This is a genomic window from Herbaspirillum sp. meg3, from assembly GCF_002257565.1.
Classification (GTDB): Bacteria; Pseudomonadota; Gammaproteobacteria; order Burkholderiales; family Burkholderiaceae_D; genus Herbaspirillum.
This window is the reverse complement of record NZ_CP022736.1, coordinates 1,762,058-1,788,453: the sequence shown is the minus strand read 5'-3', so window position 1 is coordinate 1,788,453 and position 26,396 is coordinate 1,762,058. Positions and strand designations below refer to the sequence as shown.

Annotated in this window: 27 protein-coding genes and 3 tRNA genes; 8 read left to right on the top strand and 22 right to left on the bottom strand. The window is 57.5% G+C overall.

Going from position 1 to position 26,396, the window contains the following annotated elements; translation table 11 throughout:
• Positions 1–97: 97 nt before the first annotated feature.
• A tRNA-Pro gene (locus tag hmeg3_RS08105) sits at positions 98–174 on the bottom strand.
• Between the two features lie 110 nt (positions 175–284).
• Complete coding sequence (locus hmeg3_RS08100; protein ID WP_094563283.1) at positions 285–695, bottom strand: hypothetical protein; 411 nt, start codon at positions 693–695, stop codon at positions 285–287.
• 287 nt (positions 696–982) lie between these two features.
• Here hmeg3_RS08100 and hmeg3_RS08090 point away from each other — a divergent pair, with 287 nt between their 5' ends.
• Positions 983–2,518, top strand: coding sequence for a PAS domain-containing sensor histidine kinase (locus hmeg3_RS08090; RefSeq protein WP_094563281.1), 1,536 nt, complete (start codon positions 983–985; stop codon positions 2,516–2,518).
• Between the two features lie 45 nt (positions 2,519–2,563).
• Here the strand turns inward: hmeg3_RS08090 and hmeg3_RS08085 are convergent, their stop codons facing one another.
• The 6 genes from hmeg3_RS08085 to hmeg3_RS08060 all read right to left on the bottom strand — a co-directional run bounded on the left by hmeg3_RS08085 (position 2,564) and on the right by hmeg3_RS08060 (position 7,056).
• Positions 2,564–2,947, bottom strand: a complete 384-nt coding sequence (locus hmeg3_RS08085; protein WP_094563280.1) for a DUF427 domain-containing protein — start codon at positions 2,945–2,947, stop codon at positions 2,564–2,566.
• A 92-nt stretch (positions 2,948–3,039) separates the two neighbouring features.
• Positions 3,040–4,287, bottom strand: a complete 1,248-nt coding sequence (locus hmeg3_RS08080) for an MFS transporter (RefSeq protein ID WP_094563279.1) — start codon at positions 4,285–4,287, stop codon at positions 3,040–3,042.
• Positions 4,288–4,823: 536 nt separating this feature from the next.
• Positions 4,824–5,303, bottom strand: a complete 480-nt coding sequence (locus hmeg3_RS08075) for an Rrf2 family transcriptional regulator (RefSeq protein WP_232511929.1) — start codon at positions 5,301–5,303, stop codon at positions 4,824–4,826.
• Between the two features lie 88 nt (positions 5,304–5,391).
• A tRNA-Asn gene (locus hmeg3_RS08070) sits at positions 5,392–5,467 on the bottom strand.
• 199 nt (positions 5,468–5,666) lie between these two features.
• A tRNA-Asn gene (locus hmeg3_RS08065) sits at positions 5,667–5,742 on the bottom strand.
• Positions 5,743–5,835: 93 nt separating this feature from the next.
• Positions 5,836–7,056, bottom strand: a complete 1,221-nt coding sequence (locus hmeg3_RS08060; protein ID WP_094563278.1) for an amino acid aminotransferase — start codon at positions 7,054–7,056, stop codon at positions 5,836–5,838.
• A 116-nt stretch (positions 7,057–7,172) separates the two neighbouring features.
• Here hmeg3_RS08060 and uvrB point away from each other — a divergent pair, with 116 nt between their 5' ends.
• Together uvrB and hmeg3_RS08050 are read left to right on the top strand one after the other, a co-directional pair.
• A complete protein-coding gene (uvrB, locus tag hmeg3_RS08055) occupies positions 7,173–9,266 on the top strand; it encodes an excinuclease ABC subunit UvrB (RefSeq protein ID WP_094563277.1) in 2,094 nt (697 codons plus the stop codon).
• Positions 9,267–9,385: 119 nt separating this feature from the next.
• Positions 9,386–10,180, top strand: a complete 795-nt coding sequence (locus tag hmeg3_RS08050) for a uracil-DNA glycosylase (RefSeq protein WP_094566208.1) — start codon at positions 9,386–9,388, stop codon at positions 10,178–10,180.
• Positions 10,181–10,254: 74 nt separating this feature from the next.
• On the opposite strand, the gene hmeg3_RS08045 is transcribed toward hmeg3_RS08050, so the two are convergent.
• Positions 10,255–12,228 carry a methyl-accepting chemotaxis protein gene (locus hmeg3_RS08045; RefSeq protein ID WP_094563276.1) on the bottom strand — a complete coding sequence of 658 codons (1,974 nt, stop codon included), beginning with the start codon at positions 12,226–12,228 and terminating at the stop codon, positions 10,255–10,257.
• A 31-nt stretch (positions 12,229–12,259) separates the two neighbouring features.
• On the opposite strand from hmeg3_RS08045, the gene hmeg3_RS24670 reads away from it, so the two are divergent.
• Positions 12,260–12,466 (top strand): hypothetical protein, encoded by a 207-nt coding sequence (locus hmeg3_RS24670; RefSeq protein ID WP_157739227.1) that lies wholly within the window; start codon positions 12,260–12,262, stop codon positions 12,464–12,466.
• 44 nt (positions 12,467–12,510) lie between these two features.
• On the opposite strand, the gene hmeg3_RS08040 is transcribed toward hmeg3_RS24670, so the two are convergent.
• The 10 genes from hmeg3_RS08040 to hmeg3_RS07995 form a co-directional block, all read right to left on the bottom strand.
• Positions 12,511–13,314 (bottom strand): sulfite exporter TauE/SafE family protein, encoded by an 804-nt coding sequence (locus hmeg3_RS08040; RefSeq protein WP_094566207.1) that lies wholly within the window; start codon positions 13,312–13,314, stop codon positions 12,511–12,513.
• Between the two features lie 22 nt (positions 13,315–13,336).
• Positions 13,337–13,930, bottom strand: a complete 594-nt coding sequence (locus hmeg3_RS08035) for a malonic semialdehyde reductase (protein WP_094566206.1) — start codon at positions 13,928–13,930, stop codon at positions 13,337–13,339.
• 5 nt (positions 13,931–13,935) lie between these two features.
• The gene (locus hmeg3_RS08030; protein WP_094563275.1) at positions 13,936–14,310 is read right to left on the bottom strand and encodes a RidA family protein; all 375 of its coding nucleotides are present in this window, start codon (positions 14,308–14,310) and stop codon (positions 13,936–13,938) included.
• Positions 14,310–15,230: a dihydrodipicolinate synthase family protein gene (locus tag hmeg3_RS08025; protein ID WP_094563274.1), complete on the bottom strand. Its 921-nt coding sequence runs from the start codon at positions 15,228–15,230 to the stop codon at positions 14,310–14,312. The genes hmeg3_RS08030 and hmeg3_RS08025 overlap by 1 nt, the downstream gene beginning before the upstream one ends.
• A 35-nt stretch (positions 15,231–15,265) precedes the next feature.
• Positions 15,266–16,189: an alpha/beta hydrolase gene (locus tag hmeg3_RS08020; protein ID WP_094563273.1), complete on the bottom strand. Its 924-nt coding sequence runs from the start codon at positions 16,187–16,189 to the stop codon at positions 15,266–15,268.
• Positions 16,189–16,995, bottom strand: a complete 807-nt coding sequence (locus tag hmeg3_RS08015) for an ABC transporter ATP-binding protein (RefSeq protein WP_232511928.1) — start codon at positions 16,993–16,995, stop codon at positions 16,189–16,191. Before hmeg3_RS08015 ends, hmeg3_RS08020 begins: the two co-directional genes overlap by 1 nt.
• Positions 16,996–17,009: 14 nt before the next feature.
• Positions 17,010–17,753, bottom strand: a complete 744-nt coding sequence (locus hmeg3_RS08010; protein ID WP_094563271.1) for an ABC transporter permease — start codon at positions 17,751–17,753, stop codon at positions 17,010–17,012.
• A 101-nt stretch (positions 17,754–17,854) separates the two neighbouring features.
• Positions 17,855–18,409, bottom strand: a complete 555-nt coding sequence (locus tag hmeg3_RS08005) for a VOC family protein (RefSeq protein ID WP_094563270.1) — start codon at positions 18,407–18,409, stop codon at positions 17,855–17,857.
• Positions 18,410–18,440: 31 nt separating this feature from the next.
• Positions 18,441–19,439, bottom strand: coding sequence for an ABC transporter substrate-binding protein (locus hmeg3_RS08000; RefSeq protein WP_232511927.1), 999 nt, complete (start codon positions 19,437–19,439; stop codon positions 18,441–18,443).
• Between the two features lie 56 nt (positions 19,440–19,495).
• Positions 19,496–20,449 carry a fumarylacetoacetate hydrolase family protein gene (locus hmeg3_RS07995; RefSeq protein WP_232511926.1) on the bottom strand — a complete coding sequence of 318 codons (954 nt, stop codon included), beginning with the start codon at positions 20,447–20,449 and terminating at the stop codon, positions 19,496–19,498.
• Positions 20,450–20,613: 164 nt separating this feature from the next.
• Between hmeg3_RS07995 and hmeg3_RS07990 the strand changes: the two genes are divergently transcribed.
• A complete protein-coding gene (locus tag hmeg3_RS07990) occupies positions 20,614–21,558 on the top strand; it encodes a 2-hydroxyacid dehydrogenase (protein ID WP_094563268.1) in 945 nt (314 codons plus the stop codon).
• Between the two features lie 74 nt (positions 21,559–21,632).
• Here hmeg3_RS07990 and hmeg3_RS07985 read toward each other — a convergent pair whose 3' ends face one another.
• A complete protein-coding gene (locus hmeg3_RS07985) occupies positions 21,633–22,112 on the bottom strand; it encodes a VOC family protein (protein ID WP_094563267.1) in 480 nt (159 codons plus the stop codon).
• A 251-nt stretch (positions 22,113–22,363) separates the two neighbouring features.
• On the opposite strand from hmeg3_RS07985, the gene hmeg3_RS07980 reads away from it, so the two are divergent.
• The gene (locus tag hmeg3_RS07980) at positions 22,364–23,008 is read left to right on the top strand and encodes a GntR family transcriptional regulator (RefSeq protein ID WP_094563266.1); all 645 of its coding nucleotides are present in this window, start codon (positions 22,364–22,366) and stop codon (positions 23,006–23,008) included.
• Positions 23,009–23,272: 264 nt separating this feature from the next.
• Positions 23,273–24,382: a porin gene (locus hmeg3_RS07975; protein ID WP_232511925.1), complete on the top strand. Its 1,110-nt coding sequence runs from the start codon at positions 23,273–23,275 to the stop codon at positions 24,380–24,382.
• 356 nt (positions 24,383–24,738) lie between these two features.
• Here the strand turns inward: hmeg3_RS07975 and hmeg3_RS07970 are convergent, their stop codons facing one another.
• Entirely contained in the window at positions 24,739–24,978 is a 240-nt protein-coding gene (locus tag hmeg3_RS07970) for a hypothetical protein (protein WP_050476785.1), read from the bottom strand.
• A gap of 105 nt (positions 24,979–25,083) precedes the next feature.
• On the opposite strand from hmeg3_RS07970, the gene hmeg3_RS07965 reads away from it, so the two are divergent.
• Complete coding sequence (locus hmeg3_RS07965; RefSeq protein WP_094563265.1) at positions 25,084–26,028, top strand: LysR substrate-binding domain-containing protein; 945 nt, start codon at positions 25,084–25,086, stop codon at positions 26,026–26,028.
• On the opposite strand, the gene hmeg3_RS07960 is transcribed toward hmeg3_RS07965, so the two are convergent.
• Positions 26,004–26,315, bottom strand: coding sequence for a putative quinol monooxygenase (locus hmeg3_RS07960; protein ID WP_094563264.1), 312 nt, complete (start codon positions 26,313–26,315; stop codon positions 26,004–26,006). The two genes, hmeg3_RS07965 and hmeg3_RS07960, sit on opposite strands and share 25 nt — an antisense overlap.
• Between the last annotated feature and the right edge of the window lie 81 nt (positions 26,316–26,396).

Genomic DNA, 26,396 nt, shown 5'->3' with positions numbered 1-26,396 from the left:
CTGATAAAAGATGAGGACAAAATAGAAAAAAGGATAACAAGCGGCGCAAAAAAAGAAAAAGGGTCACAAGCAAAAGCTTGTAACCCTTCGATTTCTTTGGTCGGGACGGAGTGATTCGAACACTCGACCCCTTGCACCCCATGCAAGTACGCTACCAGGCTGCGCTACGCCCCGACTAGCCAGCAATTATAGCAGAGCAGGATTTGTTTTGTCTCTGCCAACATTCACTGCAGAAGATGGAAATGATGAAACTGCGATGCAAGATGCCGCGAAAACGCGTGCGATCAGATCTTGGCAGCCTCTTGCAGTGCATCTTTCGCATCTTTCATCAGGCCGGGCTCCTGCAGCCCCAGATTCTTAGAGCGCAACTTGTCGCGGATCAGACGGAACGCATCGACGTCCAGCATCGGCGACAAGCCACTATTTTTCGATTTTTTCCGGCGTGCTGATTGTGATTGCATCTCCGGCTGCGGACGTTGCGGCACGGGCATTGCCGCAACGGCAGCCGCCAGGTCTGAAAGTTCGCTTGCCAACTTCGTTGCGGCATCCGACAGCGACAGCGTCACTGTATCAGTCGGCATGCGTGTCTTGCTGTCATTGGCGGCGATATCTTTGCCCTCTAGCGAATTCGCTGAATTCACCGGAGTCGCTTCATAGACAGTACTTTGCGTATTGCTATCCGCATCAATTTTCATGTCGTATCCATTCTGCACTCGTATCCTGCACTCGCGTCTTCAATTAACGGACATTGCCGCCCAATCTTTAACTCAGCTGCGATACAGCCATCCGCAAACTCACCTCTATTCTGCTGCCCCGCTATCGCGGGTGCGGCGAATCGATGTAGTAACAGCAATTGCGTCAAATGCTTGTCCGCGTCACAATACTCGCCATGTTGTCGACGCACTCTTGCGTCCTTGCAGCCAGGTTTTTCAATCATCGGCGCTAATTTTCGCCTGATCGACCATTTGAAGGAACGAGCCAGATGACAGGTGATGAACTCCCAGACGACGCCGAAATGACGGAAGCACAGCGCTTTCAGCTGGCGGTATCGTCCATTCGCGACTACGCGATTTACATGCTGGACATCAATGGCAATGTCACCACCTGGAACAGTGGCGCAGAACGCTTCAAGGGCTATACCGAACAAGAAATTCTCGGCACCCACTTTTCACGGTTTTATACCGACGAAGACCGCCAGGCCGGCCTGCCGACGCGCGCACTGCGCATTGCCCTCACCGAAGGAAAATTCGAAGACGAAGGCTGGCGGGTACGCAAAGACGGCTCGCGCTTCTGGGCCAGTGTTGTCATCGACCCGATCACGAAGAAAAATGGCGAGCTGATCGGCTTTGCCAAGATCACGCGCGACGTCACCGAAAAACAGCAAGCCGCTGCCGCCCTGGCGCAGGCCAACGCCGCCTTGTTTCAATCGCAAAAAATGGAAGCGCTGGGAAAACTCACCGGTGGCGTCGCTCATGACTTCAACAACTTGCTGGCGGTTGCCTCAAGCGGCATGGATGTCTTGCTGGCGCAGCATCCGGAATTGCAAGGTTCACGCACGCTTGACAGCATGCGTCGCGCCATCTCGCGCGGCGCCAGCCTGACACAGCAATTGCTGTCGTTCGCGCGGCAACAGCCATTGCAATCGGAAAAATATGACCTGAACGCACTGATCAACGATTTTGAGTCGGTGCTGCGACGCGCCGGAAACCCCTCGATCCAGTTCAAGATCCAGATCGATTCCACCCCACTTCCGGTCAATATCGATGCAGCACGATTTGAAACCGCGTTGCTCAATCTCGTCGTCAACGCCTGCCAGGCCATGCCGGATGGCGGCCAGTTGGCGATCAGCACCAACCGTATTCGCCTGAAAGAAAAAGCCGTCAATAGTCTGCCCGCCGGGCTGTATGCCGAGATCCGTGTTTCGGATACCGGAATCGGCATGACACCCGATGTGTCCGCGCGCGCCTTCGAGCCATTTTTCACTACCAAAGCGCCGGGCGACGGCACAGGCCTGGGCTTGAGCCAGGTCTACGGCTTCATCACGCAATCGGGCGGCGATATCGTCATCTCCAGTGAAGCAGGAATCGGCTCAAGCTTTTCGGTATATTTACCGGCAGTGGAAAGTAACGCAGCGCGCGAGCGCAACGAGGGACGCCTCGATATCGAGACGGTGCTGATCGTCGATGATCAACTGGACTTGCTGGAGGTCACGGCAGAACTCTTCCGCACACTCGGCTACGAAGCCCTGACCGCCACCAGCGGTGCGGAAGCGCTGGCAGTGCTGGAGCGCACACCGATCGACATCCTCTTCAGCGACGTCGTCATGCCCAACAGTATCAGCGGCGTAGAACTGGCGCGACTGACGCGCGAACAATACCCGGATACAAAAATCATCCTGGCATCGGGATACCCGCTTCCCGGATTGAGCGCGACTCAGGGCGGCGTGGCCGGCTTTTCTTTCCTCAACAAGCCCTATCAGCTATCTGACCTGGCAAAGACGCTGCGCAGCAAGGCCTGAAGCTAGTCACCGGTCACCGGCGATTCTGCTCGCCACGAGACAATCTCAGTCTGCGTCCTGCACGCTGATGGCATCAACGCGATCAGGATAAAAAGCCATGTGACCCTTGATCGCCGCAACGGCAGGATAGGGCTCTTCATAACTCCAGACCGCATTGACCGAGCGCCCTCCGCCGGCGGGAATGCTGTAGTAAGAGCACTCCCCCTTATAAGGGCAGTAGGTATTGTGATCGGTACGCTCCAGCTGCGACATGTTCACGTCCTTGCGCGGGATGTAATACACCGGCGGATATGCCGCCTCGCGCAGCACTAGTACGGAAGTGGAATCCGCGACGGCATGACCACCCAAGGTCACAACAATGTGCGCATCGGTCGGCTCAATAACGATCGGATGATCTGGGCCGGGGATCTTGACTGTTCTGGCGTTCATCGTTTTCTCCTGCTCTATTGTTAACAGGCCCTAAGATAGTAGAAATAAAAAAGGCTTGCAGCGTTTGATCTGCAAGCCTTTCATTTACTCAATTACTTGTGAAGGGTATCAGCAAGATTCTTGTTGTTTATCCCGAAGCTGGCGATCACCACCAACCCCAACAATCCCAGCGCACTACCCAGCCACATGGTGGAAGGAATGCCAACTGCATCCACTACCACGCCACCAACAAACGAGCCGACCGCAATGGCGACCTGCACGATGCTGACGAACAGCGCCGAACCGGCTTCCGGCAAATCAGGCGACGACAGTTGCAGCCAGATGCTCAGGCATAGTGGAATCGCACCGAAGGCAATACCCCACGCAATCACCATCGCCGTCACACCAAAGCTGGAAGCATGCACCAGCGGCAGACAAAGCAATGCGATCATCAGAATGACCACCATGCCGAAGAGCGACGCCTGCAGATGACGTGTCACCACTGCCGAGATCGCCAGATTGGAGACAAAGCCGACAAAGCCGAACGCCAGCAGCACGGTCGTGATTGCCGACAGGCTGAAACCGTTCTGACCGAGGAAAGGTGCGACATAGGTGTACGACGAAAAGTGCGCGCCGAACACCAGTGCCACCATCAGCAGACTCTTGCGCGGATTCGCACGGCTCACCAGCGTGGTCAGATCACGGAAGCGGATCGCCGCCTTGGAAGGCAAGGACGGCAACAACAAGGTCTGAGCCGCCAGCGCCAGCGCCGCCAGAATACCGGTAGCGATGAACGAAGCGCGCCACGACGACAGACCGCTGATGAACGTACCCAAAGGCACACCGATCACCGTGGCAAAAGTCACGCCGCTCAAAATCATGGCGGTTGCTTTCGCTGCATGCTCCTGCTTGACCAGACGTCCTGCAGTGGCCAGCGCCAGGGTCCAGAAACCGCCCAACGCAGCACCCAATAACGCACGGCCCAGCAGCATCACGCCAAATGAAGGCGCAAACGCCGACACCAGATTCGATGCCAGCAACAACACCGACAACATCAGCAAAATGAAACGACGATTGATGCGCCCCGCGCCCAACATCAGTCCTGGCGCCGAAATGGCCGCGACCACACCAGGCGTCGTCACCATCAGTCCGGCAGTGCCTGGCGAAACGCCGAGGTCGTGCGCGATTTGCGGCAACAAGCCGACCGGCAAGAACTCAGTCGTGACGAACGCAAACGCGCCGATCGCCACCGATACCACCGACAGCCACGAGCGCAACGGCGACGCCGCGTTTTCGGCCGCACTGAGCGGATCGTGTGCAACGCCTTCCTGCACGCCGCCTACCGCGATATTCTTTTCCATGTAAAACTCCTGAACTCTGTTTGCTCTTACGCCGCCCCAGCGTCGAGCTGATTAATCTTGATCAAATGCTGCTCCGGCAAACGGCTTGAGCCGGTTGCACTGACTGCATTCGCTTACGTCCTTGTTTCGTCGCCTGTGATGCCGAAGAAATACCATCGACATCGCTTGATTATTTAAACTGTCTTATTTTTAATGACAGTTATGAGGTAAAAATTAGGACCTCAGAGGATCCTTCTTTTCAGATGCAACTTGTCTCGTTATATGCGAAGCCTAGGGCCTGTTAACAATTAATTTGCGAGATGCGTTGCTGCCAGAAAGCGTGCTGGCAAGGCGCGTGGCGTAGCAGGTGGTGGGCCCACCTGTAAGCCATGCAACGCCGCCAGCGCGCTTTCTGGCAGCAACCCTTCGGGAACGGCTGCAGGCGTCGCCTGCCGTTGTTGCAGCTCCTTGCCGTAGTGCCGCTACGTCGCGTCGCTGCGCCTAGGCAATCAACGCCTGCCGCGCGTTCGCACTCGCAAATTAATTGTTAACAGGCCCTAAGATTCGACTTCGTCTGAAATTTTGTTCACAAGCTCGGACAGCTTTCTGCCCTTCAATATTTTCAGCATCGCACCTTCCACTTCGGTAATGACTGGCTCCAGCGCCATGTCCATACCACAGCTGACGGGGCAGCATAAATCCTTGGGACGCGTATTGTGCTTCAGCACAGGCTCCTCTTCCACCGCCTGATAAATCTCCGCCAGACTGATCTGCGATGCGGGCCGCGCCAACTGCGCACCACCGCCCCGACCTTCCTTTGTTACCACCAAATGTGCTTTTGACAGCTTGCACAGCAATTCGCGCACAAACACAGGATTGGTATTCACGCTGGTCGCAATGGCAGATGAGGGGAGAAACTCTTTCCCCTCCCGGGTCGCGTGCTCGACGCTGACCAATATGTGTGCCGCCACGGCAAATCGACTCGACTTCATACTGTAGTTATATTCGATACAGATAACGAAGTCAACTAACTTCACTGAATATGCTTATGCGACTTTCATGCCAGACACAATTCCGACCGGCAAAAGCAAAAGCCCCGCACGAATGCGAGGCTTTCAAATTTTGTGGCTCCCCGACCTGGACTCGAACCAGGGACCTGCGGATTAACAGTCCGTCGCTCTACCGACTGAGCTATCAGGGAACAGCTGAGGGCGCGATTATGAACTAATTTTTATTTCCCCGCCAGAACTTTGCAGAAGAAATTAACAACTTTGGTTCACATCATGCCGCCACACTTTCACTCACTGTGTGGCATCAGAAAAATGCATTCCGAAGAAGACTATTTCACTTCTATCGAAATTGAAAAAGCCCCGCACGGATGCGAGGCTTTTCGAATTTTTTGGCTCCCCGACCTGGACTCGAACCAGGGACCTGCGGATTAACAGTCCGTCGCTCTACCGACTGAGCTATCAGGGAACAGCTGAGAAAAAGATTATGACCGGAATTTTACTTACTGTCAAAACCTTTTTGCATCCCGACCATTTTTCAGGCCGGAATGCGCTTCCCTATTTAGAGGACTTTAGCGATGGCGTCGACGACGGCGTCGATGTTCTTCGTATTCAGCGCAGCGACGCAGATACGGCCGGTGTCGACAGCATAGATCGAGAACTCGTTACGCAGGCGTTCGACTTGCGCCTTCGTCAGACCCGAGTACGAGAACATGCCGCGTTGCTTGATGACGAAATCGAAATCATGCGACGGTGCTTTTTCTTTCAGCTTGGCAACCAGCAGCTGGCGCATTTCACGAATGCGCACGCGCATCTCGGCCAGTTCGCTTTCCCACAGTGCGCGCAGTTCCGGCGATGCCAGCGCAGTCGCGACAACCTGACCACCGTGGATTGGCGGATTAGAATAGTTGGTGCGGACGACACGCTTCAATTGCGACAGCACGCGGCCGGCTTCTTCGTTGGTGGCGGCGACGATGCTCAATGCACCAACGCGTTCGCCATACAGCGAGAACGACTTCGAGAACGAGTTCGACACGAACAGCGGGCCGCCGGCTTCTGCGAAGCGGCGCACCACTTTGCCGTCTTCTTCGATGCCGTCGCCAAAGCCTTGGTAAGCCATGTCGAGGAAAGGAATCAGGCCGCGCGAAGTCACGACTTCAATCACTTGCGTCCATTGATCGGCAGTCAGATCGGCGCCGGTCGGGTTGTGGCAGCACGCGTGCAGCAGCACGACCGAACCTGCGGCCATGGTCTTCAGTGCATCCAGCATGCCGGCGAAATTCACGCCGCGGGTAGCCGCGTCGTAGTACGGATAATTGTTGACGGTGAAGCCCGCCATTTCAAACAGGGCACGGTGGTTTTCCCAGCTTGGATCGCTGATCCAGACCTGGGTGCCTGCCGGCGAGAAATGCTTCAGGAAGTCGGCGCCCAGCTTCAGTGCACCAGTACCGCCCAGAGCTTGCACAGTCAGTGCACGCTTCTCTTGAACAACCGCGCTGTCGGCACCAAATACCAGTTCTTGGACTGCCTTGTCGTAGGTTGCCAGACCATCAATCGGCAAATAAGTACGCGGAGCCAGTTTGGCAGCCAGTTCAGCTTCCGCCTTTTTCACGCATTCCAGCAGCGGCACTTTGCCGTTATCGTCGTAGTAGACGCCAACACCGAGGTTGGTCTTGCCTGGATTCTTGTCGGCATTGAAACCTTCCGTGATGCCGAGAATAGGGTCGCGTGGCGCCATTTCGATGGCGGTGAAAAGGGAGGAGGCTGAGAGAGGTGCGTTCATCGTGATAACATAAAAAGTTAGCTGCAAATGTGGATTGCAGTCGGGATGGATGCAGGGCAAAGCCGCGAGCCGAGCACCGTTTTGCAACGCATAATTTTACCAAAGGTCGAATGACAATGGCTGATTTATCCCCCTTAAGTACCGTTGCCCCTACTCACGACGAGGGTAAGTTCCTGACTTTCCCGGGTTCGCCGTACCGCCTGTACCAGCCCTTCCCGCCTGCCGGCGATCAGCCTGCAGCAATCGACAAGCTGGTCGAGGGCGTCAACGACGGCCTGTTCTTCCAGACCTTGCTGGGCGTCACAGGTTCGGGCAAGACCTACACGATGGCCAACACCATCGCCCGCCTCGGCCGGCCTGCGATCATCTTCGCCCCGAACAAAACGCTGGCGGCGCAGTTATATAGCGAATTTCGTGAGTTCTTTCCGCAGAACGCGGTCGAATATTTCGTCAGCTACTACGATTATTACCAGCCGGAAGCCTACGTGCCGCAGCGCGACTTGTTCATCGAGAAAGATTCCTCGATCAACGAGCATATTGAACAGATGCGCCTGTCCTGCACCAAATCGCTCATGGAACGCCGCGACGTTGTGATTGTGGCAACTGTTTCCGCGATCTACGGTATCGGTAATCCGAATGAATACCATCAGATGATCCTGACCTTGCGCGCCAAGGACAAGGTCAGCCAGCGCGACGTCATCGCCCGCCTGATCCAGATGCAATACTCGCGCAACGAAGTCGACTTCGGCCGTGGCACATTCCGCGTGCGCGGCGACACCATCGACGTGTTCCCGGCGGAACATGCCGAACTGGCGGTGCGTATCGAAATGTTCGACGACGAAATCGACAGTCTGCAATTGTTCGACCCGCTGACCGGCCGTGTGCGCCAGAAGATTCCGCGCTTCACCGTCTATCCCGGTTCGCACTACGTCACGCCGCGCGCCACTGTGCTGCGCGCCATTGAGACCATCAAGGACGAACTGCGCGAGCGCCTGGAATTTTTCCGCAAGGAAAACAAGCTCATTGAAGAGCAGCGTCTCGAACAGCGCACCCGCTTCGACATCGAGATGATGACCGAAATCGGCTTCACCAAAGGCATCGAAAACTATTCGCGCCATCTGTCCGGCGCCAAGGCCGGTGAACCGCCGCCGACGCTGGTTGACTACCTGCCACAAGACGCGATCATGTTCCTCGACGAGTCGCACGTACTGATCGGCCAGTTGAACGGCATGTACAACGGTGACCGCGCGCGCAAGACCAACCTGGTCGACTACGGTTTCCGCCTGCCGTCGGCGTTGGATAATCGCCCGCTGAAGTTCGATGAATTCCAGAGCAAGTTGCGCCAGACCGTGTTCGTGTCGGCCACGCCGGCGGATTTTGAAAACACCCATGCCGATCAGGTGGTCGAGCAAGTGGTGCGTCCGACCGGCCTGGTTGATCCGCTGATTCAGGTGCGCCCTGCCACCACGCAGGTCGACGATCTGATGCAGGAAATCACCATCCGCGTCAAAAAGAACGAGCGCGTGCTGGTGACGACATTGACCAAGCGCATGGCCGAACAGTTGACGGAATTCCTGAGCGACAACGGCATCAAGGTACGTTATCTGCATAGCGATATCGACACCGTCGAACGCGTGGAAATCATCCGCGATCTGCGTCTCGGCACCTTCGACGTGCTGGTCGGCATCAACTTGCTGCGCGAAGGTCTGGATATTCCCGAAGTGTCGCTGGTGGCGATTCTTGATGCCGACAAGGAAGGCTTCCTGCGGTCCGAACGCAGTCTGATCCAGACCATCGGCCGCGCCGCGCGTAACCTCAACGGCATGGCGATCCTGTATGGCGACAAGGTCACCGACTCGATGCACCGCGCCATCGGCGAAACCGAACGCCGCCGGGCCAAGCAGGTTGCCTTCAACGAAGCCAACGGCATCACGCCGATGGGCATCAAGAAGGAAATCCGGGAACTCATCGACGGCGTCTACAGCCCGCAGGAAGCGCGTGTCGAACTGATGGTCGCGCAAGAGCAGGCCAACTACGAAGCAATGAGCGAGAAGCAAGTCAGCAAGGAAATCAAGCGCCTCGAAAAACTCATGCTGGATCACGCCAAGAACCTGGAGTTCGAAAAGGCAGCGAAGGTGCGCGATCAGCTGCATCAGCTCAAGCAGCAATTGTTTGGTGCTGCGGGTGACGATAACATCGCGGTAGCCTGATGCGTTTCACTCATTCATTAAAATAGAACGAAGCACCCGAAGCTGCCCGTATTGATTTCGCATTGGCGTATCATGCGGGCAGCTTTTTATTTACCGACTCCATTCACAAGACATCTTTCATGCCGGCTACCGTTCCTTCCGCCCTGCTCGATCTTTGCGCCTCTGCCGATCCTTCCTGGCAAGCTATCCTGAAAACCGGTCTGCAAGCCATCGCCGACAAAGATCCGGCCTATCTGCCCGCATTGGTGGAGGACACCACCTATCTGCCGACGGACGGACGCCTCTTCGCCGCCTTCCTGCAGCCGATCGACAAGGTGCGTTACGTATTGGTCGGTGAAGGCCCTTACCCGCGCGCGGCCAGCGCCACCGGCGTGTGCTTCATGGACGGCGCGGTCGGCTCGTTGTGGTCGGACAAGGGCTTGTCCAAACAAGTCAACCGTGCCACTTCACTGCGCAACTTCATGAAGATGCTGCTGGTCGCCGACGGCCAGGTCTCCGTCGATAAAACCAGCGGCGACGCCCTGCTCGACATCGCCGCCAAGGCGCAGGCCGACACCACCGGCACGATCCAGACGCTGTCCGACCTGCAAGACAACCTGACTGCGCAAGGCTTCCTGCTGCTCAACGCCAGCCTGGTGTTCCGTACGCATGTGGCGCCGGTCAAGGATGCCAAGGCCTGGAAGCCATTCTTTGAAACCGTATTGAAAGGATTGGCGGAATATGCCGAAACCGGCAAGAAGACGCTGCCGACCTTGGTCTTGTGGGGCAAGATCGCAGAACAGCTGGATGGTTTGCCGGTGGTGGAACGCTTCCCGCGCGCCGTCGCGGAGCATCCCTACAATCTGACCTTCATTGCCCACAGCGGCATGCAAAAACTGTTCGGCGACATGCACTTGCTGAAGAAGCAGGCGTAGAAGCATTGCCGTTACGCGCATAAAAAACGGCGTCGCTACTTTCGCGACGCCGTTTTTATTTTTAGTTGCCGCGTTTAAAACTCTTCCCAAGATCCGTTCTCGTCGCTGCCGGCTTTCATCGCCTTGCTCTCGCCGGCGGGCTTGGCGGCAGCGATCTTCGCGACCTCTTTCTTGATTGCTGGCTTGGCTTTGATCGCCGGTGCCGATGGCGTGATATCGACGGTGCGCTTGGTCGTGCGACCGACTGGCGCAACGGCCCTGTCTTCCAGCTTGAACTCGGCCACCACCTCGGCCAGATGCGCAGCCTGATCCTGCAAGGATTGTGCGGCGGCAGCGGCTTGCTCCACCAGTGCAGCATTCTGTTGCGTGGCCTCATCCATTTGCGTGATGGCGCGACCGATCTCGGCGATACCCGCACTCTGCTCCTGGCTGGCCGCGCTGATTTCTCCGACGATGTCGGTCACACGACGCACGCTGGAGACCACCTCGGTCATGGTGTTGCCGGCCTGCTCGACCAGTTGACTGCCAGCGTCGACTTCGTGCACCGAAGCGTCAATCAACGACTTGATCTCTTTCGCCGCAGTAGCGCTGCGTTGCGCGAGGCTGCGCACCTCCGACGCCACCACCGCAAAACCGCGCCCCTGCTCGCCGGCGCGTGCTGCTTCTACCGCGGCATTGAGAGCCAGGATATTGGTCTGGAAAGCGATACCGTCAATCACGCTGATGATGTCGACGATCTTGCGCGCAGAGGCATTGATCGATCCCATGGTATCGACCACTTGCGCTACCACCGCTCCGCCTTGCACCGCGACTTCGGATGCGGAGACCGCCAGTTGGTTGGCCTGACGCGCGTTGTCTGCGTTCTGCTTGACGGTGGAGGTCAGTTCTTCCATCGCCGAAGCGGTTTCTTCCAGTGAACCGGCTTGCTGCTCAGTGCGGCCGGACAGATCGAGATTGCCGCTGGCGATTTCGCTCGACGAGGTTTTAACGGACTCGCTCGCGTGACGGATTTCCAGCAATGTCGCAGCGATCTTTCCTGTGAAGCGATTGAAAGCGCCGGCAATCTGAGACAACTCATCACGTCCCTCCGCATTGAGACGACAAGTCAGATCGCCTTCGCCGGACGCGATATCTTCCAGCGCATCACGCACCAGTCCAAGCCGTTTCAGCAAGCTGGTGATGGTCCATGTCAGCAACACCGCGGCGGCGGCAATCGCAAGAATCGCGGCGATCGCCGACGTGACAATCAGAGAGCGGATCGAATGCGTTGCTTCCGCATAGTTCAACGCCACGACCAGCGACCAGTCCGTGCCTTCGATCGCGCGTACGAAGAGCAATACCCGGACGCCGTTGATTCTCGCCTCACCGCCCTGCTGCCCCATTGCCGCCAACGCTTGCGGCGTCAGCGATTGATCCAGCGCAGAGATCGGCTTCAACGCCAGCTCCTTGTTCGGGTGCGTAATGATCACACCGTCCTTGCCGACGATGAAGGCAAAGCTGCCCGGTGTCGGTTTGATGCCGGCGACATTGCGAACAACATTATCAAGCTGCACGTCGGATCCGACCACCGCTTTGAGATCGCTCTTGCCGCCAACGGCTTCTGCAAAGGTCACCACCAGCTTGCCGGTTGTCGCGTCGACATAGGGCGCCGTCAGCACCGGCGCACCGGCATTGACCGCCTGCACATACCAGGGTCGCCCGGTCGGGTCATAGCCCGGCGGCATATCGTGCAAGGCCAGCATGCGTTTGTCCGGATAGCCGATGTAGGCGTCGTCAAAAGCACCCGCCTCTTTGGCCGCGGCAATGATAGGCACCACGTCACTCTGCTTGAGCGCCTGCTTCATCGATCCAGTGATGGTGCGTTTGCTGCGAACCCAGTCGGCAATGTTTGCAGCATGACTATCCGTCAGTTGCTCCATCTCCGTATTCAGGGTGTCGAGAGTGTCGCGCCGCACACCGTAGATATTGGCAGCGCTTAAGGCAATCATGGCGAACGCCACGATCAGAACGCAAATAACGATAAGGCGGGTCCGAAGTGAGGACAGCATGATATTTCCCCTGAGTGATGCAGCAGACGCAATGGATACAACGGATGCAAATGCGCAAATGTGCGTCGCCTCCTCAATGCCCGAAAGCATTGTTGAGCGGCGACAACTTTATATCGACAACGACCGCGAACGGCCAAAAGCTGCGACAAAAGAAACCCTCACCTTGTCATCCAATATAGCAGGCATTTATGTCAATTTCATTTCGCGAAAATCCTGTTCATCGAGGCAAAACCCTTGAACTCCAGCAGGTTGCCCGACGGATCCTCGAAGAACATCGCCGATCTACAGCATGCCTGTCAGCATCTTGGTGCCGACGGCAATCAGCATGAGTGCAAACAGTTTTTTCAGCTTCGTCACCGGCAAGGCATGCGCCATCCGCGCGCCCAGCGGCGCCGTGAATACGCTCGCCACGGCAATCCCGATCAGTGCCGGCAGATAGACGAAACCCACACTCGGCGACGGCAGACTCTCGATGCGCAAGCCGTTGACGACAAAGCCGGCCGTGCCCGCCAATGCGATCGGGAAACCCAGTGCCGCCGATGTGCCGATCACCGTGTGCAACTGCACGTTGCACCAGGTCATGAACGGTACCGACAAGGTGCCGCCGCCAATGCCCACGAAGCTGGAGAACACGCCGATGGCGCCGCCGGCACTCAGCAAGCCTGGCGTCTGCGGCAACTGCCGGCTGGCCTTCGGTTTCAGATTGAGCAGCATCTGCACCGCGACGAAATAGGCGAAACCGATAAAGATCATCTTCAGCAACTGGCTCGACATCTGCGCCGCCAGCCACGCACCGAGCAGCGTCCCAAGCATGATGCCGGGCGTGATGCGCCGGACGATCGCCCAGTCCACCGCACCGCGCGCATGGTGCGCGCGCAGACTGGAGATCGAGGTGAACAGGATCGATGCCATTGAGGTCGCCAGCGCCATGTGCTGCACGTACTCCGACGGGAAACCGTGCGCGGCGAAGATGAACACCAGCGCCGGAACGATCACGGTGCCACCGCCGACGCCAAGCAAACCGGCAAGGATGCCGGTGCCTGCACCAAGGAGAAGATAGGAAATCAGTTCAGGAAGAAATTGCATGATCAATCACCGAATCAGAAAATCAAAGAAGCTGGCATGCCTGCTCAAACGACAGACGCGGACTGCGCGGAAACAACTTGCTGCTATCGCCGTGACCGAGATTGCACAGGAAATTGACGCGATAGCGGCCGTCGGGGAAGAAGATCGCATTGAGCTGATCCGCATCGAAACCCGACATCGGCCCGACGTCGAGCCCGACGCTGCGCGCTGCCAGCATCAGGTAAGCGCCCTGCAGGCTGCTGTTACGAAACGCGGTGGCTTCGGCCAGCACCGGCTTGGACGCAAACAGATCGCGCATGCCCGGATTGTGCGGAAACAACTGCGGCAGCAAGTCATAGAATTGCGTGTCGTAAGCAATCAGCGCCACCACCGGCGCGGTCATCACCTTGTCGACGTTGCCGGGATTCAGCGCCGGTCGCAACCGCTCTTTCGCCTCCTCGCTACGCAAAAATAAAATACGCGCCGGCGAACAATTGGCACTGGTCGGCGCCAGCTTCATCAACGCATAGATCTGCTGCAGCTCATCGTCGCTGACATCCACCGGCAACCAGCCATTTTGCGTACGCGCCTGGCGAAACAGGCGGTCAAGCGCCTGATCGGAAATCACTTCGTTCATCTTGTTCACTTGAGTGGTTTGTAAGCGGTTGCGGTCAACTCGACCAGCATGTCGGGATGCGGCAGTTGATGCACTGCCACGGTCGTGCGCGTCGGCCCCTGCTCGCTGAAATATTCGCCATAGACGCCGTTGTAGCCGTCGAAGTCACGCATGTTCACCAGATAACTGGTGATGGCGACGCAATCGGCGAGATCGGCATCGAGCGTGTGCAAGGCGTCACGGATCTTGCCGATGACGACATGCGTCTGTTCGCGCACATCACCGGGCACGCTGCCGTCAGCCAGCCGCGCACTCATGCCGGAGACGAAGAGGTAATCGCCGGCGCGTTTGACGTAAGGATATTTCCCCAGCGGCTTGGCTTGCATTGCAGTAGTACTCATCAGCCTGCCAATCCCGGCATGCCGAAACCGATCTGCTTCAGTTCATCCAGCAATTGCAACTTGTGCTGCGCATGCAGGCCGCTCAGCGGCGGACGAACGTTTTCCCACGCCGGGTTGTCGCTGTAATGCGCGGTAGCGAACTTGAGTGCAGCGATCATCGGATATTTCTGGAAGGTCTGGCGCACGGCGTCGGCCTGCTGCTGCAATTGCGCGCCGTTGTCCTTGTCCCAGTCGGCGCACAGCTTGCTGATGCCGGCTGGATTGATGTTGGCGGTAGCCGAAATACAACCAGCCGCACCCAGCGGACGCGCGCGCGACAGGAAGGATTCGGACGCCGGGAAAATCGCAAATCCGGGAAACGCTTTCAGCATCGCGGCGACGTTGCCCCAATCGCCGGAACTGTCCTTGATGCCGACCACGGTCTCCGGGAAATCCGTGATCAGACGTTCGATCAAGTTCAGCGTGATCGGCACGCCGGTGAAGGCCGGGATGTGATACAGGTAAAGCCTGAGCTTGGGCGAATCGACGCGTGCAATAACGTCGGCGTAATACTTGTAAAGGCCATCGTCGGAAACGCCCTTGTAGTAAAACGGCGGCAGCATCAGCACGCCGGCGCAACCGGCGTCAACGGCGTGGCGCGTCAACGCGACGGTATCGTCGAGGGCGCAGCAGCCGGTGCCCGGCAACATGCGTGCGGGATTTATTCCTTCGCTGATGAGGCGGTCGAGCAGTTGCCTGCGCTCGGCGACCGTCAGTGAATTGGCTTCGCTATTGGTACCGAAGATAGCCAGCCCTGCGCCCTGGCTCAGCAGCCAGCGACTGTGACGGACGAACAAGTCGGCGTCGACGCTGAGGTCGGACTTGAACGGTGTGACAACAGGCGCGAACACGCCGGATAGTGCGGAAGATGCATGGTTCATAAGCGTTTTCTCAGAATGAAATGTTGACCACCGGATCACCAACGGTCGGCGGTTTCGATAAAGTCCAGAATCTGCCGGCCCAGCACGTCGTCGCCGGTATCCATGTGGGCGACGATGGAGGTGTGGTTGTGATGCCGCACCTGCACGAAACGCGGCGTACGGCCGCGCGCCTGGCCAACGCGCCAGAACAGCTCCGCGGCATAGATATCGAGATAGGGATTTTCATGCTCGGCAATGGCGATCATCAGCGGCACGTCGATGTTGGCCGCATAGGTCACCGGTGAGACTTGCTCGTACAACTCAGCATCCTCGCCCCAGTACGCCCTGACACCGCCGGCATTGGGGTTGTCTGCATGCACATCAGCACGCAGACGTGCGCTGATCAACACCAGCTTGGCCACGCCATGCCCCGCCGCCGGACGTACGCGCGGATCGGCGATGTAACTGGCGGCATGTGCGCCGCCCGCGGAGTGACCGATCAGGATGATCTGATCCGGATCGCCGCCGTATTCATGCGCGTGCGCTCTGGCCCATGCCACTGCGGCGGCAACGTCGTCAGAACCGGCCGGATAAGGAGCTTCCGGTGCGAGACGATATTCAACGTTGATGCCGACCATGCCCTGGTGCGCAAAGTAGTACAGCACATTGCCATAAATCTGCTCGTTGGAATTCATGTTGCCGCGCAAGAAAGCGCCGCCATGGACAAACATCACCACCGGACGCCGCTGCGTGGAGTCGCCAGCCGGCAGATAGACATCAAGCTTCTGACGCACGTGTTCACCATAGGCGATGTCGCGCGTGACGATGATGCCGTCCTTACCGACGGCACTGTGCAACGGCGTATAGATGTCGACCACGGCCTGGCGATGACGATTGATGTCCTTGCGCCAGACCGGCCCCAGCGCCAGCAAGGCGTCTGCGCTTTGATCCGGCAGTCCGGGAAAGACCTTGTCGCGCATCAGTACACTCCCATGATCTTGCTGATTTCGGCGATGTACTGGCCGTAGCGCGGATTGCCCTTGATGTTTTCCGGCAGGCGCGGACGCGGCAGGTCGATCTTGATGTCATGCAGGATGCGCCCCGGGCGCCCCGACATCACCAGCACGCGATCCGACAGGAAGACTGCTTCCTGGATGCTGTGCGTGATCAGCATCACGGTCTGCATGCGCTCTTGCCAGATGCGCAGCAGTTCGACGTTGAGCAGGTCGCGCGTCAGGGCATCAAGCGCGCCGAACGGTTCGTCCATCAGCAGGATGCCGGGATCAAGCGCGAGGATCTGGCCGATCGAAGCGCGCTGGCGCATGCCGCCCGAGAGCTGGTGCGGATGGTTCTGCTCAAACCCGGACAGGCCGAGCATCTTGATCAGATCGCGCACTTTTTCTGCGGTCTGTTCTGCCGGCAACTTGCGCAGTTGCGCACCGAGCATCATGTTTTTTTCCACCGTTAGCCACGGCAACATGTTGCTGGTCTGGAAGACCACGCCGATCTCCGGCGACGGTCCTTTGACCGGCTTGTTGTTGACCAGCACGTCGCCTTCGTTGTGCGGCACCAGACCGGCGACGATGCGCAGCAAGGTGCTCTTGCCGCAACCGCTGGGGCCAAGGATGGAGACGAATTCACGTTCGCGGATCGTCAGCGAGACGTCTTCAAGCGCATTGACGGCATGCTTGCCAGGGTAGCGTTTCAGTACATTGCGTACGCAGATGGCACCGGCTTCGTTCATGGATTCTTCCGCAGGTACGGCTTTCAGGTTTCTGAGCGTCATTGTCTGTCCCATCGTTACACCGCCTTCCCGCGCCACCACACCAGGCGCGACACCACTTCCACAATCCAGTACAGGAAAGTCGCCAGCACCGTGATCACCAAAATCGCGGCAAACATCAGATCCGTCTTCGCGTTGGCGGTCGCCAGCGTGATCAGATGGCCGAGGCCTTCTTCCGAACCGATGAACTCGCCGACAATGGCGCCGATCACCGCCAGCGGCATGGAGATCTTGATACCGTCGATAAAGCTCGGCAGCGCTGCCGGCACATGCAAACGCCAGAAGGTGTCCCAGCGCGAGGCGCCCAGTGCGCGAAAATGTTCGTCCAGATTGGCAGCGATGCCGGACAAGCCGCCCAGCGTGGCAATCACCACCGGGAAGAAAGCAAACAGGAAAGTCGCCGCGATCTTGGAAGCAAAGCCGTAACCGAACCACACGATCATCAGCGGCGCCAGCGCGATCTTCGGCATGCTCTGCAGCGCAGCGATGAAGGGATACAAGGTGCGTCGCGTGAAGTCGCTGAAATGAATCAGCATGCCCAGCAGCACGCCGCCGGCCACTGCCGCAACGAAGCCAACCAGCACCTCGGTCAACGTCACCCAGGTGTCGCTGACGACCATGTCGCGCGCGTCCCAGCCGGCCAGCACCACCGCACTCAACGGCGGCAGCAGATAACGCCGCACGCCGAGCGCGGCAACGCCGTACTCCCACAACAGCGCAAACGCGCCCCAGAAAACGATGGCCTCTATCCAGCGTTTCATTTGTCTCCTCCTGCTTTCGGTTTTTACAATCGTTGGCGCGCACGCTCCCATGCCGGCTGCGTTGCAGCAGCCGACTGAAGAATCCGCATGCTTTTATTGGTTTATTTTTTGTTGGTCTTGGCGTCGATCACGGCCTGCGGCGGCGGCACCACAAAATGCTTGAAGTGGTACTGATCGAAAGAATCGATGTTGCGCTCCCAGACCTTGGGTTCGTATTTTGTCTCTGGCGTGATCTGTGTCATCTCGCAGTAGATTTCGACGTTGTTGCCGTCCGGATCCTTGAAGACCAGGAACAGATTTTCACCGGGACCGTGCTTGCCGATGCCGCGCACGATTTCGACGCCCTTCTCTTGCAGGAACTCGGCCGCGCGATCCATTTCGGCACGGTCCTCCACCAGATAGGAAAAGTGTTCCATGCCGGGACGGCTGTAACGCGGCAGGTCGTCGATGTCCGGCGAATCCTTGGGAATCTGCGACAGCGCGAGATCGTGGTGATCGGTGCCGGCGCGCAAAAAAACCATCTGATCACTGATCCAGTCGGACACCTGCAAGCCCAGAATCTCGGTGTAGAACTTGACCGATGCCTGAATGTCGCGCACGGCCAGCACCAGATGGCCGAGGCGTTTTGGGCGTATTGTTTCCCGCATTGCTGTCATTTCATTTCCTCCTTGATTTGCTCAATGACGCCTACTCGACGAACTTGTTGGTGTAGATATCGTTCGCTTTGATAGGCGCTTGCAGATTGAATGCTTTCTTTACAAAATCGACGGTTGCCTGCATACGGTCGGCGCGCATCCAGCCTAGCTTCTTATTGTCTGCTTCAGGGTCCTCGATGATCTGATTGGTCTCGGTAATTTGCTGCAACAGGATGCCCTTGTCCATCAGCTTTTGTTGCGAGGCGATGGCGTCGGCGGCTTCCTTGGCGTGGGTGCGTTGATAATCGAATCCGCGATACGTCGCCTGCACGAAGCGCCTGACCAGATCGGGATTGCTCGCTACCAGCTTCTCGGTGGTGACGATGCCGTTGCCGTAGAGGTTGAGGTTGAAATCGCGGTAACGCATCCAGCCCAGCTTCTTGCCGTCCTTTTGCAGCAGTGCTTCGAGGATGGGCTTGTTGGCGCCTTCCCAGCACTCGGCCAGATCGATGCGGCCTTCGAGGAAGGATGAATTGATCACCGACGGATCGAGGCGTAATAGTTTGATGTGATCGGCCGGCAGCTTGTTGGCTTGCAGCCAGTTCGGCACGATGTTTTGCAAAGGCGACGCAGCACCGCCGCCGAGCGACAGGCCTTTGAGGTCGGCCGGCTTTTGCAGCTTGCGCTCTGGTTTGTCGATGTAGCACAGCGCTGCCGGCCAGCGCGTGTTGATGGTGCCGACCATCACGGTCTTGCCGCCTTGCGCACGATTGAGCATGACGCTGATCGGATCCCCGTAACCAAATTCAAACAGGCCCTGATCGATTTCATTGACGGTGCGCTGTCCGCCGTAACCACGCACGGCACTGACATCCAGACCGGCTTCAGCGTAGAAGCCTTTGGCGATCGCCACCAGGATGCCGCCGGTGCTGCCTTGCGGCAGCCATGCCAGATTGAATTTCACCTTGTCCGCTGCAACCGCAGGTGCGGCACAGCACGAACCGATCACTACAGAAACCAGAAACTTCTTGATGCACTTGCTGATGACCATCACATTCTCCGTTGAATGCTGCATGTACCGCTTAAGCGAGCTTCTTTGCGTCGTTATCAAAGTGCGGCGGCGACAACCTTGTTGCGGATGCTGCCGATGCGCTCGATGGAAGCAATCATTTCGTCGCCCGGCTTGAGATAGACACCGCGTCCCATGCCGACGCCATCCGGCGTGCCGGTGGCGATCAGGTCGCCGGGCTGCAGAGTGAGAATGCCGGACAGGTAGGCGATCTGCTCGGCGATATTGAAGATCATGCCTTCGGCGGTGTCGTCCTGCATCATTTCGCCATTGACCTGCAACTGCATGCGCAACTTCTGCGGATCGGCGATGCAGTCGCGCGGCACGATCCACGGCCCCATCGGCCCGAAGGTGTCAAAGCTCTTGCCGCGGAACCAGTCATGCTTGAAGGGATAGTCGCTTCGGCGATTGAGGTCGCGTGCGCTGATGTCGTTGAACACGGTGTAGCCGGCGATAACGTCATAGGCTTCGGCAACGGAGACGTTCTTGCAGCGGCGGCCGATGATGACGCCGAGTTCCACTTCCCAATCGAGCTTTTCGGTATTGCCCGGCATGACGACCTCGGTCTCGGTGGCGGTAACGCTGGTTTCCGCCTTCATGAAGCAATAAGGCGAACTCTCGGCACGCGGCGCCAGCTCGGTACCCATCTCGGCGGCATGATCGTAGTAGTTGGACGCGGTGGCGAAGATACGGCCAGGCACGAACGGCGCCGCCAGTTTGTAGGCTGACTTGTCGAGCGGCTTCACCGCACCGGCGGCGACCAGACTCGGCAGCAGCTCTGCCAGGTTTTTCAGCTGTGCGTTCTGCACATCCCAGGCGCCGATCAGCGCCGATACGCTGCTGACCTCACTGGCCGCCAGACCGCTGCTGCGGCTGGCCTTGACGACTTCCGCCAGATCGAACAGAACCTCGTCCAGCATTTCCAGCACCAACGCCGGACGCGCCTGCCCGCCCTCGTTTTGCACATACGTTGCAATCGCATACCAAGCCAAGATCGCTTCCCCTCAAAAAATTTAAGCATTTCAGAACAATCAATATGAATACATTAAAACTTATACGTATACATTGCAATACAAATATGTAAAAATTTTTATACATAAGAATCGCTATGTATTCATATGGCTTTTCGATTTTGCCAACCTTGATGAGAATGTCGATGCCCTCTTCCCTTGAATTGCTGATCCTGATTCCGCTGGCCGACGCTTTGGTGGCGCAGTTGCGCGATAACCCGGCGCTGCCGGCCGTGCGCTACGCGCCGAAAGGAATCGATTGGGACAATAAAGAGCTGCACTCAGTCAGCATCGTCCTGACCAACGGATCAACCGGCCTGACCCGCGCGCAAATGCAGGCGATGCCGCAACTGAAACTGGTCAGCGCCTTTGGCGCGGGGTATGAGAACGTCGATCTGGTTGCCGCCGGAGAACTCGGCATCGCCGTCACCCACGCCCCCGGCGCCAACAACGCCACCGTCGCCGATCACGCCATGGCGCTGATGCTGGCGGTATCGCGCGGGCTGCATTTGCTCGATACCGCCGTCAAAGACGGCGGTTGGGAGAGCAATCGCGCAGCGCGCCCGACCGTCAACGGCAAGCGGCTCGGCATCGTCGGCCTGGGAAATATCGGCGAGCAGATCGCACGCCGTGCGGCGGCCTTCGATATGGAAGTGGCGTATCACGCCCGCCATGTGCGCGAGCATGTGCCTTATCTATATTGCGCCACGCCGCTGGAGCTGGCCGCGCGCAGCGACTATCTGATCCTGGCCTGCCCGGGAGGAGCGGCAACGCGGCATCTGGTCAATCGCTATTTGCTGCAAGCCCTGGGGCCGCAGGCTTTTCTGATCAATATCGCGCGCGGCAGCGTGGTTGATACGGCGGCGTTGATTGACGCATTGGCGAGCAAGCGTATTGCCGGCGCGGCGCTGGATGTGGTCGAGGGCGAGCCGGCGATACCGGAGGCGTTTCGCACGCTCGACAACCTGTTGCTGACGCCGCATATCTCGGGCCGTTCGCCGGAGGCGTTGCAGGCGCAGTTGCGGATGTTTGAAGAAAACCTCTCAGCACTCCAGGCAGGCGATCCGCTTCAGCACGTCGTGACGCGCTGACCGCACACCGTACTGCACAAATGCATACGCCCGGCCGATGAACCAGCCGGGCGCAATGACATTGAAGCCGGAAATTACAGACCGCTGCGGTCCGCCGTCAGATCCGGATGACGCAAGGCCGGACCGTCGCTTTTGGCGCCCGCTGCGGGACCATCCTTGGACGCGCCGCCCCAGCCGTGGTCGGTCAGGTCGCAGATGACGCCGTCGGGATCCTTGTATTTGACTTCGTAGAAGATGTTGCCTTTGACCGGCACTTCACCCATGTAGTACTCGCCGCCCGCTTGTTCGACGTCCTTGCGCGCATCGACGATATTGTCGACCCAGACGCCGATGTGATGCAGGCCGACGAACTCGCGGCCACGGTCGCCGGCGGCTTCGTCGGTCTTGTAGTTCAGCAGCGCCAGCGACATGGTGCCGTCGCTCAGGTAGACGCCGCGCGCCAGGGAAGAATCGGTCTCGCCGACCTTCTTGAAGCCGAAAGCCTGCTGATAAAACTCGGCCGTTTTCCAGGGATCGGGAACGGAGATAGCGATGTGACGCAGTTTGTTAGCCATGGTGCAGCCTCCTCTTTATATGAGTAGATGAAAGCAAAATACTGGATATACACAATGGCTGATTCTACTCATGGATTTTTTATATGTATACTTTAATTTATAAATGTATTCATTAAAATATAATTAGATACTTTTGCTCTTATCCAGCTACAGGTATAGATTTTTGCTATAGTGCAAGCGATGTAAAATATAGCCATCTGCATCACAAACTGAATCATCTGCAGCACCCCATAAAAACCGAGAACGCAAGAATGGAAACCATCTCTCTTCGCATCTATCGCACCCTGACCGACGAAATCATCAGCGGCGTGCTGCCACCCGGCTCCGCGCTGGAAGAAATCGCTCTATCCGAACGCTTTAAAGTGTCGCGCACCCCGATCCGCCAGGCGCTGCGCGAGCTGGCCGCGCGCGGCATGATTGAGTTGAAGCCGCGCAAAGGCGGCATCGTCACCAGCATCGGCGTCGATGAACTGGCCGACATGCTGGAAGCCATGTGCGAACTGGAAGCCCTGTGCTGCCGCATCTGTGCCGAGCGCATGAGCGCGGTGCAAAAGAAACAGCTGGAGCTGGTCCATCTGCAAAGCCAGGAATGTGTCGCCAACGGTGACGACGCCGGCTATCTGGCGCTAAACAAGAAATTCCACAACCTGATCTGTGCCGGCGCACACAACAAGAGCCTGGCCGACACGATTGAAAATCTGCGTGACCGCCTGGCGATGTTCCGCGCCGCACAGGCCGGCGTCGACAAGCGCCTGACGGTGTCGCACGAAGAACACGATGCGATCATCGCGGCGATTCTTGCGTCCGATCCGGAGAAGGCTTACCTGGCGATGCGCAATCACACCACGCGCCTGAGCATTCATGTGCTGGAGATGATCAAGGAACATCAGGCGTAAGCCTTCGCTTCTCTCCCTTCCTGCCAAAGGCGCCCGTCTTCCGACCGGCACCTTTTCTTTTACCCTTCCGTCGTTTCAACGCCGCTGGCGCCTGTCTGTTTGGTGGGGCCACGGTGATGTTATCTATCTCACCCACTCAATTGATTCCCATAAAATCAAATAAATTCAAATTTAATTTATGCGTATACATATAAATTTATATGAATTATTATTTTCTCCAAACAAGAAAAACATCGACAACAACTCTATGGAGGAGATTCAGGGATGAAACAGGCAATCAATCGGACGATGAAGGGCTTGATCACGGCGGGACTGACTTCGGCGGCGGCATCAGCGGCAGCGCAGAGCGATACCGTAACGATGTATGGTTTTTTGAAAGTGGATGCAGAAAGCGTCTGGGCCGGCGGCGCCAATGGCGGTATCGGGCGCATGGGACGCATATCGAACAACTTGTCGGTGCTCGGTTTCAAGGGGGTGGAAGATCTGGGCGGCGGCTTGCAGGCATTTTTCCAGATTGAGTCGAACGTCGGCGTCGATACCGGCAGCGGTTCGTTCGCCGATCGCAATGACAATGTCGGCTTGCGCGGCAGCCTGGGGGAGATTTTCGCCGGGCAGTATGAGTCGCCTTATCGCTTCGTGTCGGTGTACGCGATCGATCCTTTTACGGCAGGCATCTTTGCTTCCAACTCCATCATGGGCAACGGCTTCACCACGGCGGCCAATGCACAGTCGCCGGCATCGTTCGATCGTCGCCAGAAAAACCTGGTGCAGTATTCAACGCCGAATTTCAACGGCCTGATCGGCCGCATCGCTTATGCAGCACGCGAAGAACAGACGGCCACGACCAATCCGGGCCTGATTTCCGGCTTGCTGACTTACGAGAACGGCCCGCTGTATCTGGCCTACGGCTATGAGCAGCACAAGGATTATTTTGCAGCCGGCACGCTGGATACCGGTCATAAGATCGGTGCCGCCTATTCCTTCGGCAACACGCGCGTACGCTTTGCGTGGGAACGCCTGCGGTATGAACCGACGGCCAGCACCAATCTGCGCCGCGATGCATGGCAACTGGCGCTGACGCACAACATCGGCAGCGGCCAGTTCCGCGCTTCGTATGTGCGGGCGGCACGCTCCAAGGGCAATGCGACAGCCGGCATCGGCGGCATCGGCAAGCCGGGCACGGCATCCGGGGCGCAGCAGTTCTCCATCGGCTATGGCTATAACTTGTCGAAGCGCACCGAACTGTGGGGCGCTTTCACCAAGCTCAACAATGAGCAGACGGCGAGCTACAACTTGTCGGCCAACGCGATCCCCGGCCTGTCCACCGGGCAAAGCCCGGCAGGCCTGGGAATCGGCATCACGCACAAATTCTGACCGCGAGTTCGGACGGCGAACTTTAACTACGCTCATCGGTACCGGCAGGATATTCGGTGGAAACAAGGGCGCCCTTTGCGGACGCCTTTTTGCTGGATGAAAGCGACGCATCATCATGATTCTTCATGAGCGTCGCTTCGATATCGTCTTCCCGCAGAGGGACATCTGGGGGCGACATCTGTTTGCTGTGAGCCGGTACGGCAAGATTGCTTCCGGCTCGTTCTCCTGTCGCTTCAAACCCGATCGTCAGTGTCAGATCGAGATGCGCGCAGCATTTTTAACATCTCTGGCATCACGCCAATATCATTCAGTCTTTACGACTGTCTTGCATCCGCTGTATTGCTCCGATTTATCTATCAGATTTGCGATTGCAGTTGCGACAAAGCCAGCAGATGGCTGCGATCGAGTTCACGCAGACGGCGTTCCATGTCAGCGTGATTGACGGCGCCTTCCAGGTACGGTGCGTCGTTGAGGTCGAACAAAGGGCCATTCATGGCTGGCTTGGACGATGAAAAAGCGCGTTCGACAAAGAACTGGAAAGCTTCCAGCAAACTCTGTAAATTATTAGAAAAACCGGCAGATTGATAAGTAGACATTTCTTTCTTTCACATAAATAACGTTGCAGTGATAGTGAGAATAGGGGCTGCCTCCGACATTAAAAAGCAATATTTTCCGACATCACTATAAGAAAAACTAACACCATGAGCATTTCCCTACCGCCGCTGAAGGCCCTTAAAGTGTTCGAAGCAGCAGCGCGCACGCGGAGTTTGACGATTGCCGCACATGAATTGCATATCACGCATAGTGCAGTGAGTCAGCAAATAAAATTGTTGGAAGAACATTTCGGCCAACCGTTGTTTATTCGTCTTCCGCGTGGCGTGGAAGCAACGGAAGCGGCGCAAGTGTTCTATACGGAAGTGCGCGCCGCCCTCGACCGCATCGCCATGGCGGCAGAGCAACTGACGCTGACCGGCAAGAATCGTATCGTGCGCGTGATCACTGCGCCCTCGGTGGCGATGCGCTGGCTGATTCCGCGCCTGTCACAGTTTCAGATCGACAACCCGCGTATTGAGGTGCGCGTGACGACCACGGTGTCGGAACACTTTGAAGACGTCAAAGACCCCTTCGACGTGGTGCTGTGGCGCAGCCCGCTGGAACGCAGCGGCTTTGAATGCGTGCGCTTCCTGGATGACGTCTCGGCGCCGCTGGCATCGCCGCATTATCTTGAATTACATCCGATCAACAAACCGGCGGACTTGCTGCAGGCATCATTGATCCATCTGAGCGTGCGCGCAGATGCGTGGCAGCAATGGCTGATCAAGGCGGGTGTGCCGGTGAAGAAGAAGTTGCAGGGAACCAGCTACGAGCATTTTTTCCTGAGCTTGCAGGCGGCGTCGACGGATCTGGGGATTGCAATGGGATCGCTGGCGCTGGTCGACGACGACTTGTCGCACGGCCGCTTGCGCCAGCTGTTTCCGGAAGTGGTGTTACACGGCCAGGGCTTCCACATGCTGCATAGAATTGCCGATGGAGGCAACGCCAACACCGGCAATGCTCTGAAAACCTTTATCTCGTGGCTGATGCAGATGGGACAGGCATCCGCCTACGATCCAAGCAAGATTTACTCGGCCGATTCCAGCACGTGAACGGCGCGCGCCGCGATGAGGTCTTTGGACTTTTCGCGGTAGTCAAGCATGTGCGGTTGGGTGAAATGGACTTTGAGCGCTTCGGCGCTTTCCCATTTTTCGATGAAGGCGAAGGTATCGGGGCCGAGTTCTGCCTGTGAGCCGCCAAAGCCTGGTACGTCGATCACCGGGCCGTAGTCGATGCAGCCTTGTTCGGCGCGGACGGCAGCCAGATTGGCGTGCACCAGTTTCAACAGTTCTTCGCGCTTGCCGGGCTTGGCGGTAATGATTGCAACTACGTGGACCATGTTGTCGTCTCCTCTGTGGGTGATAAAGAAAACGACAGCATACGCGAAGTCACGATTTCATGACGACGCAGGCTTGCTCCC

Coding starts and splice junctions, on each gene's coding strand:
- hmeg3_RS08100 (WP_094563283.1), bottom strand. CDS start 695: ATGAAAATTGATGCGGATAGCAATACGCAAAGTACTGTCTATGAAGCG.
- hmeg3_RS08090 (WP_094563281.1), top strand. CDS start 983: ATGACAGGTGATGAACTCCCAGACGACGCCGAAATGACGGAAGCACAG.
- hmeg3_RS08085 (WP_094563280.1), bottom strand. CDS start 2,947: ATGAACGCCAGAACAGTCAAGATCCCCGGCCCAGATCATCCGATCGTT.
- hmeg3_RS08080 (WP_094563279.1), bottom strand. CDS start 4,287: ATGGAAAAGAATATCGCGGTAGGCGGCGTGCAGGAAGGCGTTGCACAC.
- hmeg3_RS08060 (WP_094563278.1), bottom strand. CDS start 7,056: ATGAACGCACCTCTCTCAGCCTCCTCCCTTTTCACCGCCATCGAAATG.
- uvrB (WP_094563277.1), top strand. CDS start 7,173: ATGGCTGATTTATCCCCCTTAAGTACCGTTGCCCCTACTCACGACGAG.
- hmeg3_RS08050 (WP_094566208.1), top strand. CDS start 9,386: ATGCCGGCTACCGTTCCTTCCGCCCTGCTCGATCTTTGCGCCTCTGCC.
- hmeg3_RS08045 (WP_094563276.1), bottom strand. CDS start 12,228: ATGCTGTCCTCACTTCGGACCCGCCTTATCGTTATTTGCGTTCTGATC.
- hmeg3_RS24670 (WP_157739227.1), top strand. CDS start 12,260: ATGGATACAACGGATGCAAATGCGCAAATGTGCGTCGCCTCCTCAATG.
- hmeg3_RS08040 (WP_094566207.1), bottom strand. CDS start 13,314: ATGCAATTTCTTCCTGAACTGATTTCCTATCTTCTCCTTGGTGCAGGC.
- hmeg3_RS08035 (WP_094566206.1), bottom strand. CDS start 13,930: ATGAACGAAGTGATTTCCGATCAGGCGCTTGACCGCCTGTTTCGCCAG.
- hmeg3_RS08030 (WP_094563275.1), bottom strand. CDS start 14,310: ATGAGTACTACTGCAATGCAAGCCAAGCCGCTGGGGAAATATCCTTAC.
- hmeg3_RS08025 (WP_094563274.1), bottom strand. CDS start 15,230: ATGAACCATGCATCTTCCGCACTATCCGGCGTGTTCGCGCCTGTTGTC.
- hmeg3_RS08020 (WP_094563273.1), bottom strand. CDS start 16,189: ATGCGCGACAAGGTCTTTCCCGGACTGCCGGATCAAAGCGCAGACGCC.
- hmeg3_RS08015 (WP_232511928.1), bottom strand. CDS start 16,995: ATGACGCTCAGAAACCTGAAAGCCGTACCTGCGGAAGAATCCATGAAC.
- hmeg3_RS08010 (WP_094563271.1), bottom strand. CDS start 17,753: ATGAAACGCTGGATAGAGGCCATCGTTTTCTGGGGCGCGTTTGCGCTG.
- hmeg3_RS08005 (WP_094563270.1), bottom strand. CDS start 18,409: ATGACAGCAATGCGGGAAACAATACGCCCAAAACGCCTCGGCCATCTG.
- hmeg3_RS08000 (WP_232511927.1), bottom strand. CDS start 19,439: ATGGTCATCAGCAAGTGCATCAAGAAGTTTCTGGTTTCTGTAGTGATC.
- hmeg3_RS07990 (WP_094563268.1), top strand. CDS start 20,614: ATGCCCTCTTCCCTTGAATTGCTGATCCTGATTCCGCTGGCCGACGCT.
- hmeg3_RS07985 (WP_094563267.1), bottom strand. CDS start 22,112: ATGGCTAACAAACTGCGTCACATCGCTATCTCCGTTCCCGATCCCTGG.
- hmeg3_RS07980 (WP_094563266.1), top strand. CDS start 22,364: ATGGAAACCATCTCTCTTCGCATCTATCGCACCCTGACCGACGAAATC.
- hmeg3_RS07975 (WP_232511925.1), top strand. CDS start 23,273: ATGAAACAGGCAATCAATCGGACGATGAAGGGCTTGATCACGGCGGGA.
- hmeg3_RS07970 (WP_050476785.1), bottom strand. CDS start 24,978: ATGTCTACTTATCAATCTGCCGGTTTTTCTAATAATTTACAGAGTTTG.
- hmeg3_RS07965 (WP_094563265.1), top strand. CDS start 25,084: ATGAGCATTTCCCTACCGCCGCTGAAGGCCCTTAAAGTGTTCGAAGCA.
- hmeg3_RS07960 (WP_094563264.1), bottom strand. CDS start 26,315: ATGGTCCACGTAGTTGCAATCATTACCGCCAAGCCCGGCAAGCGCGAA.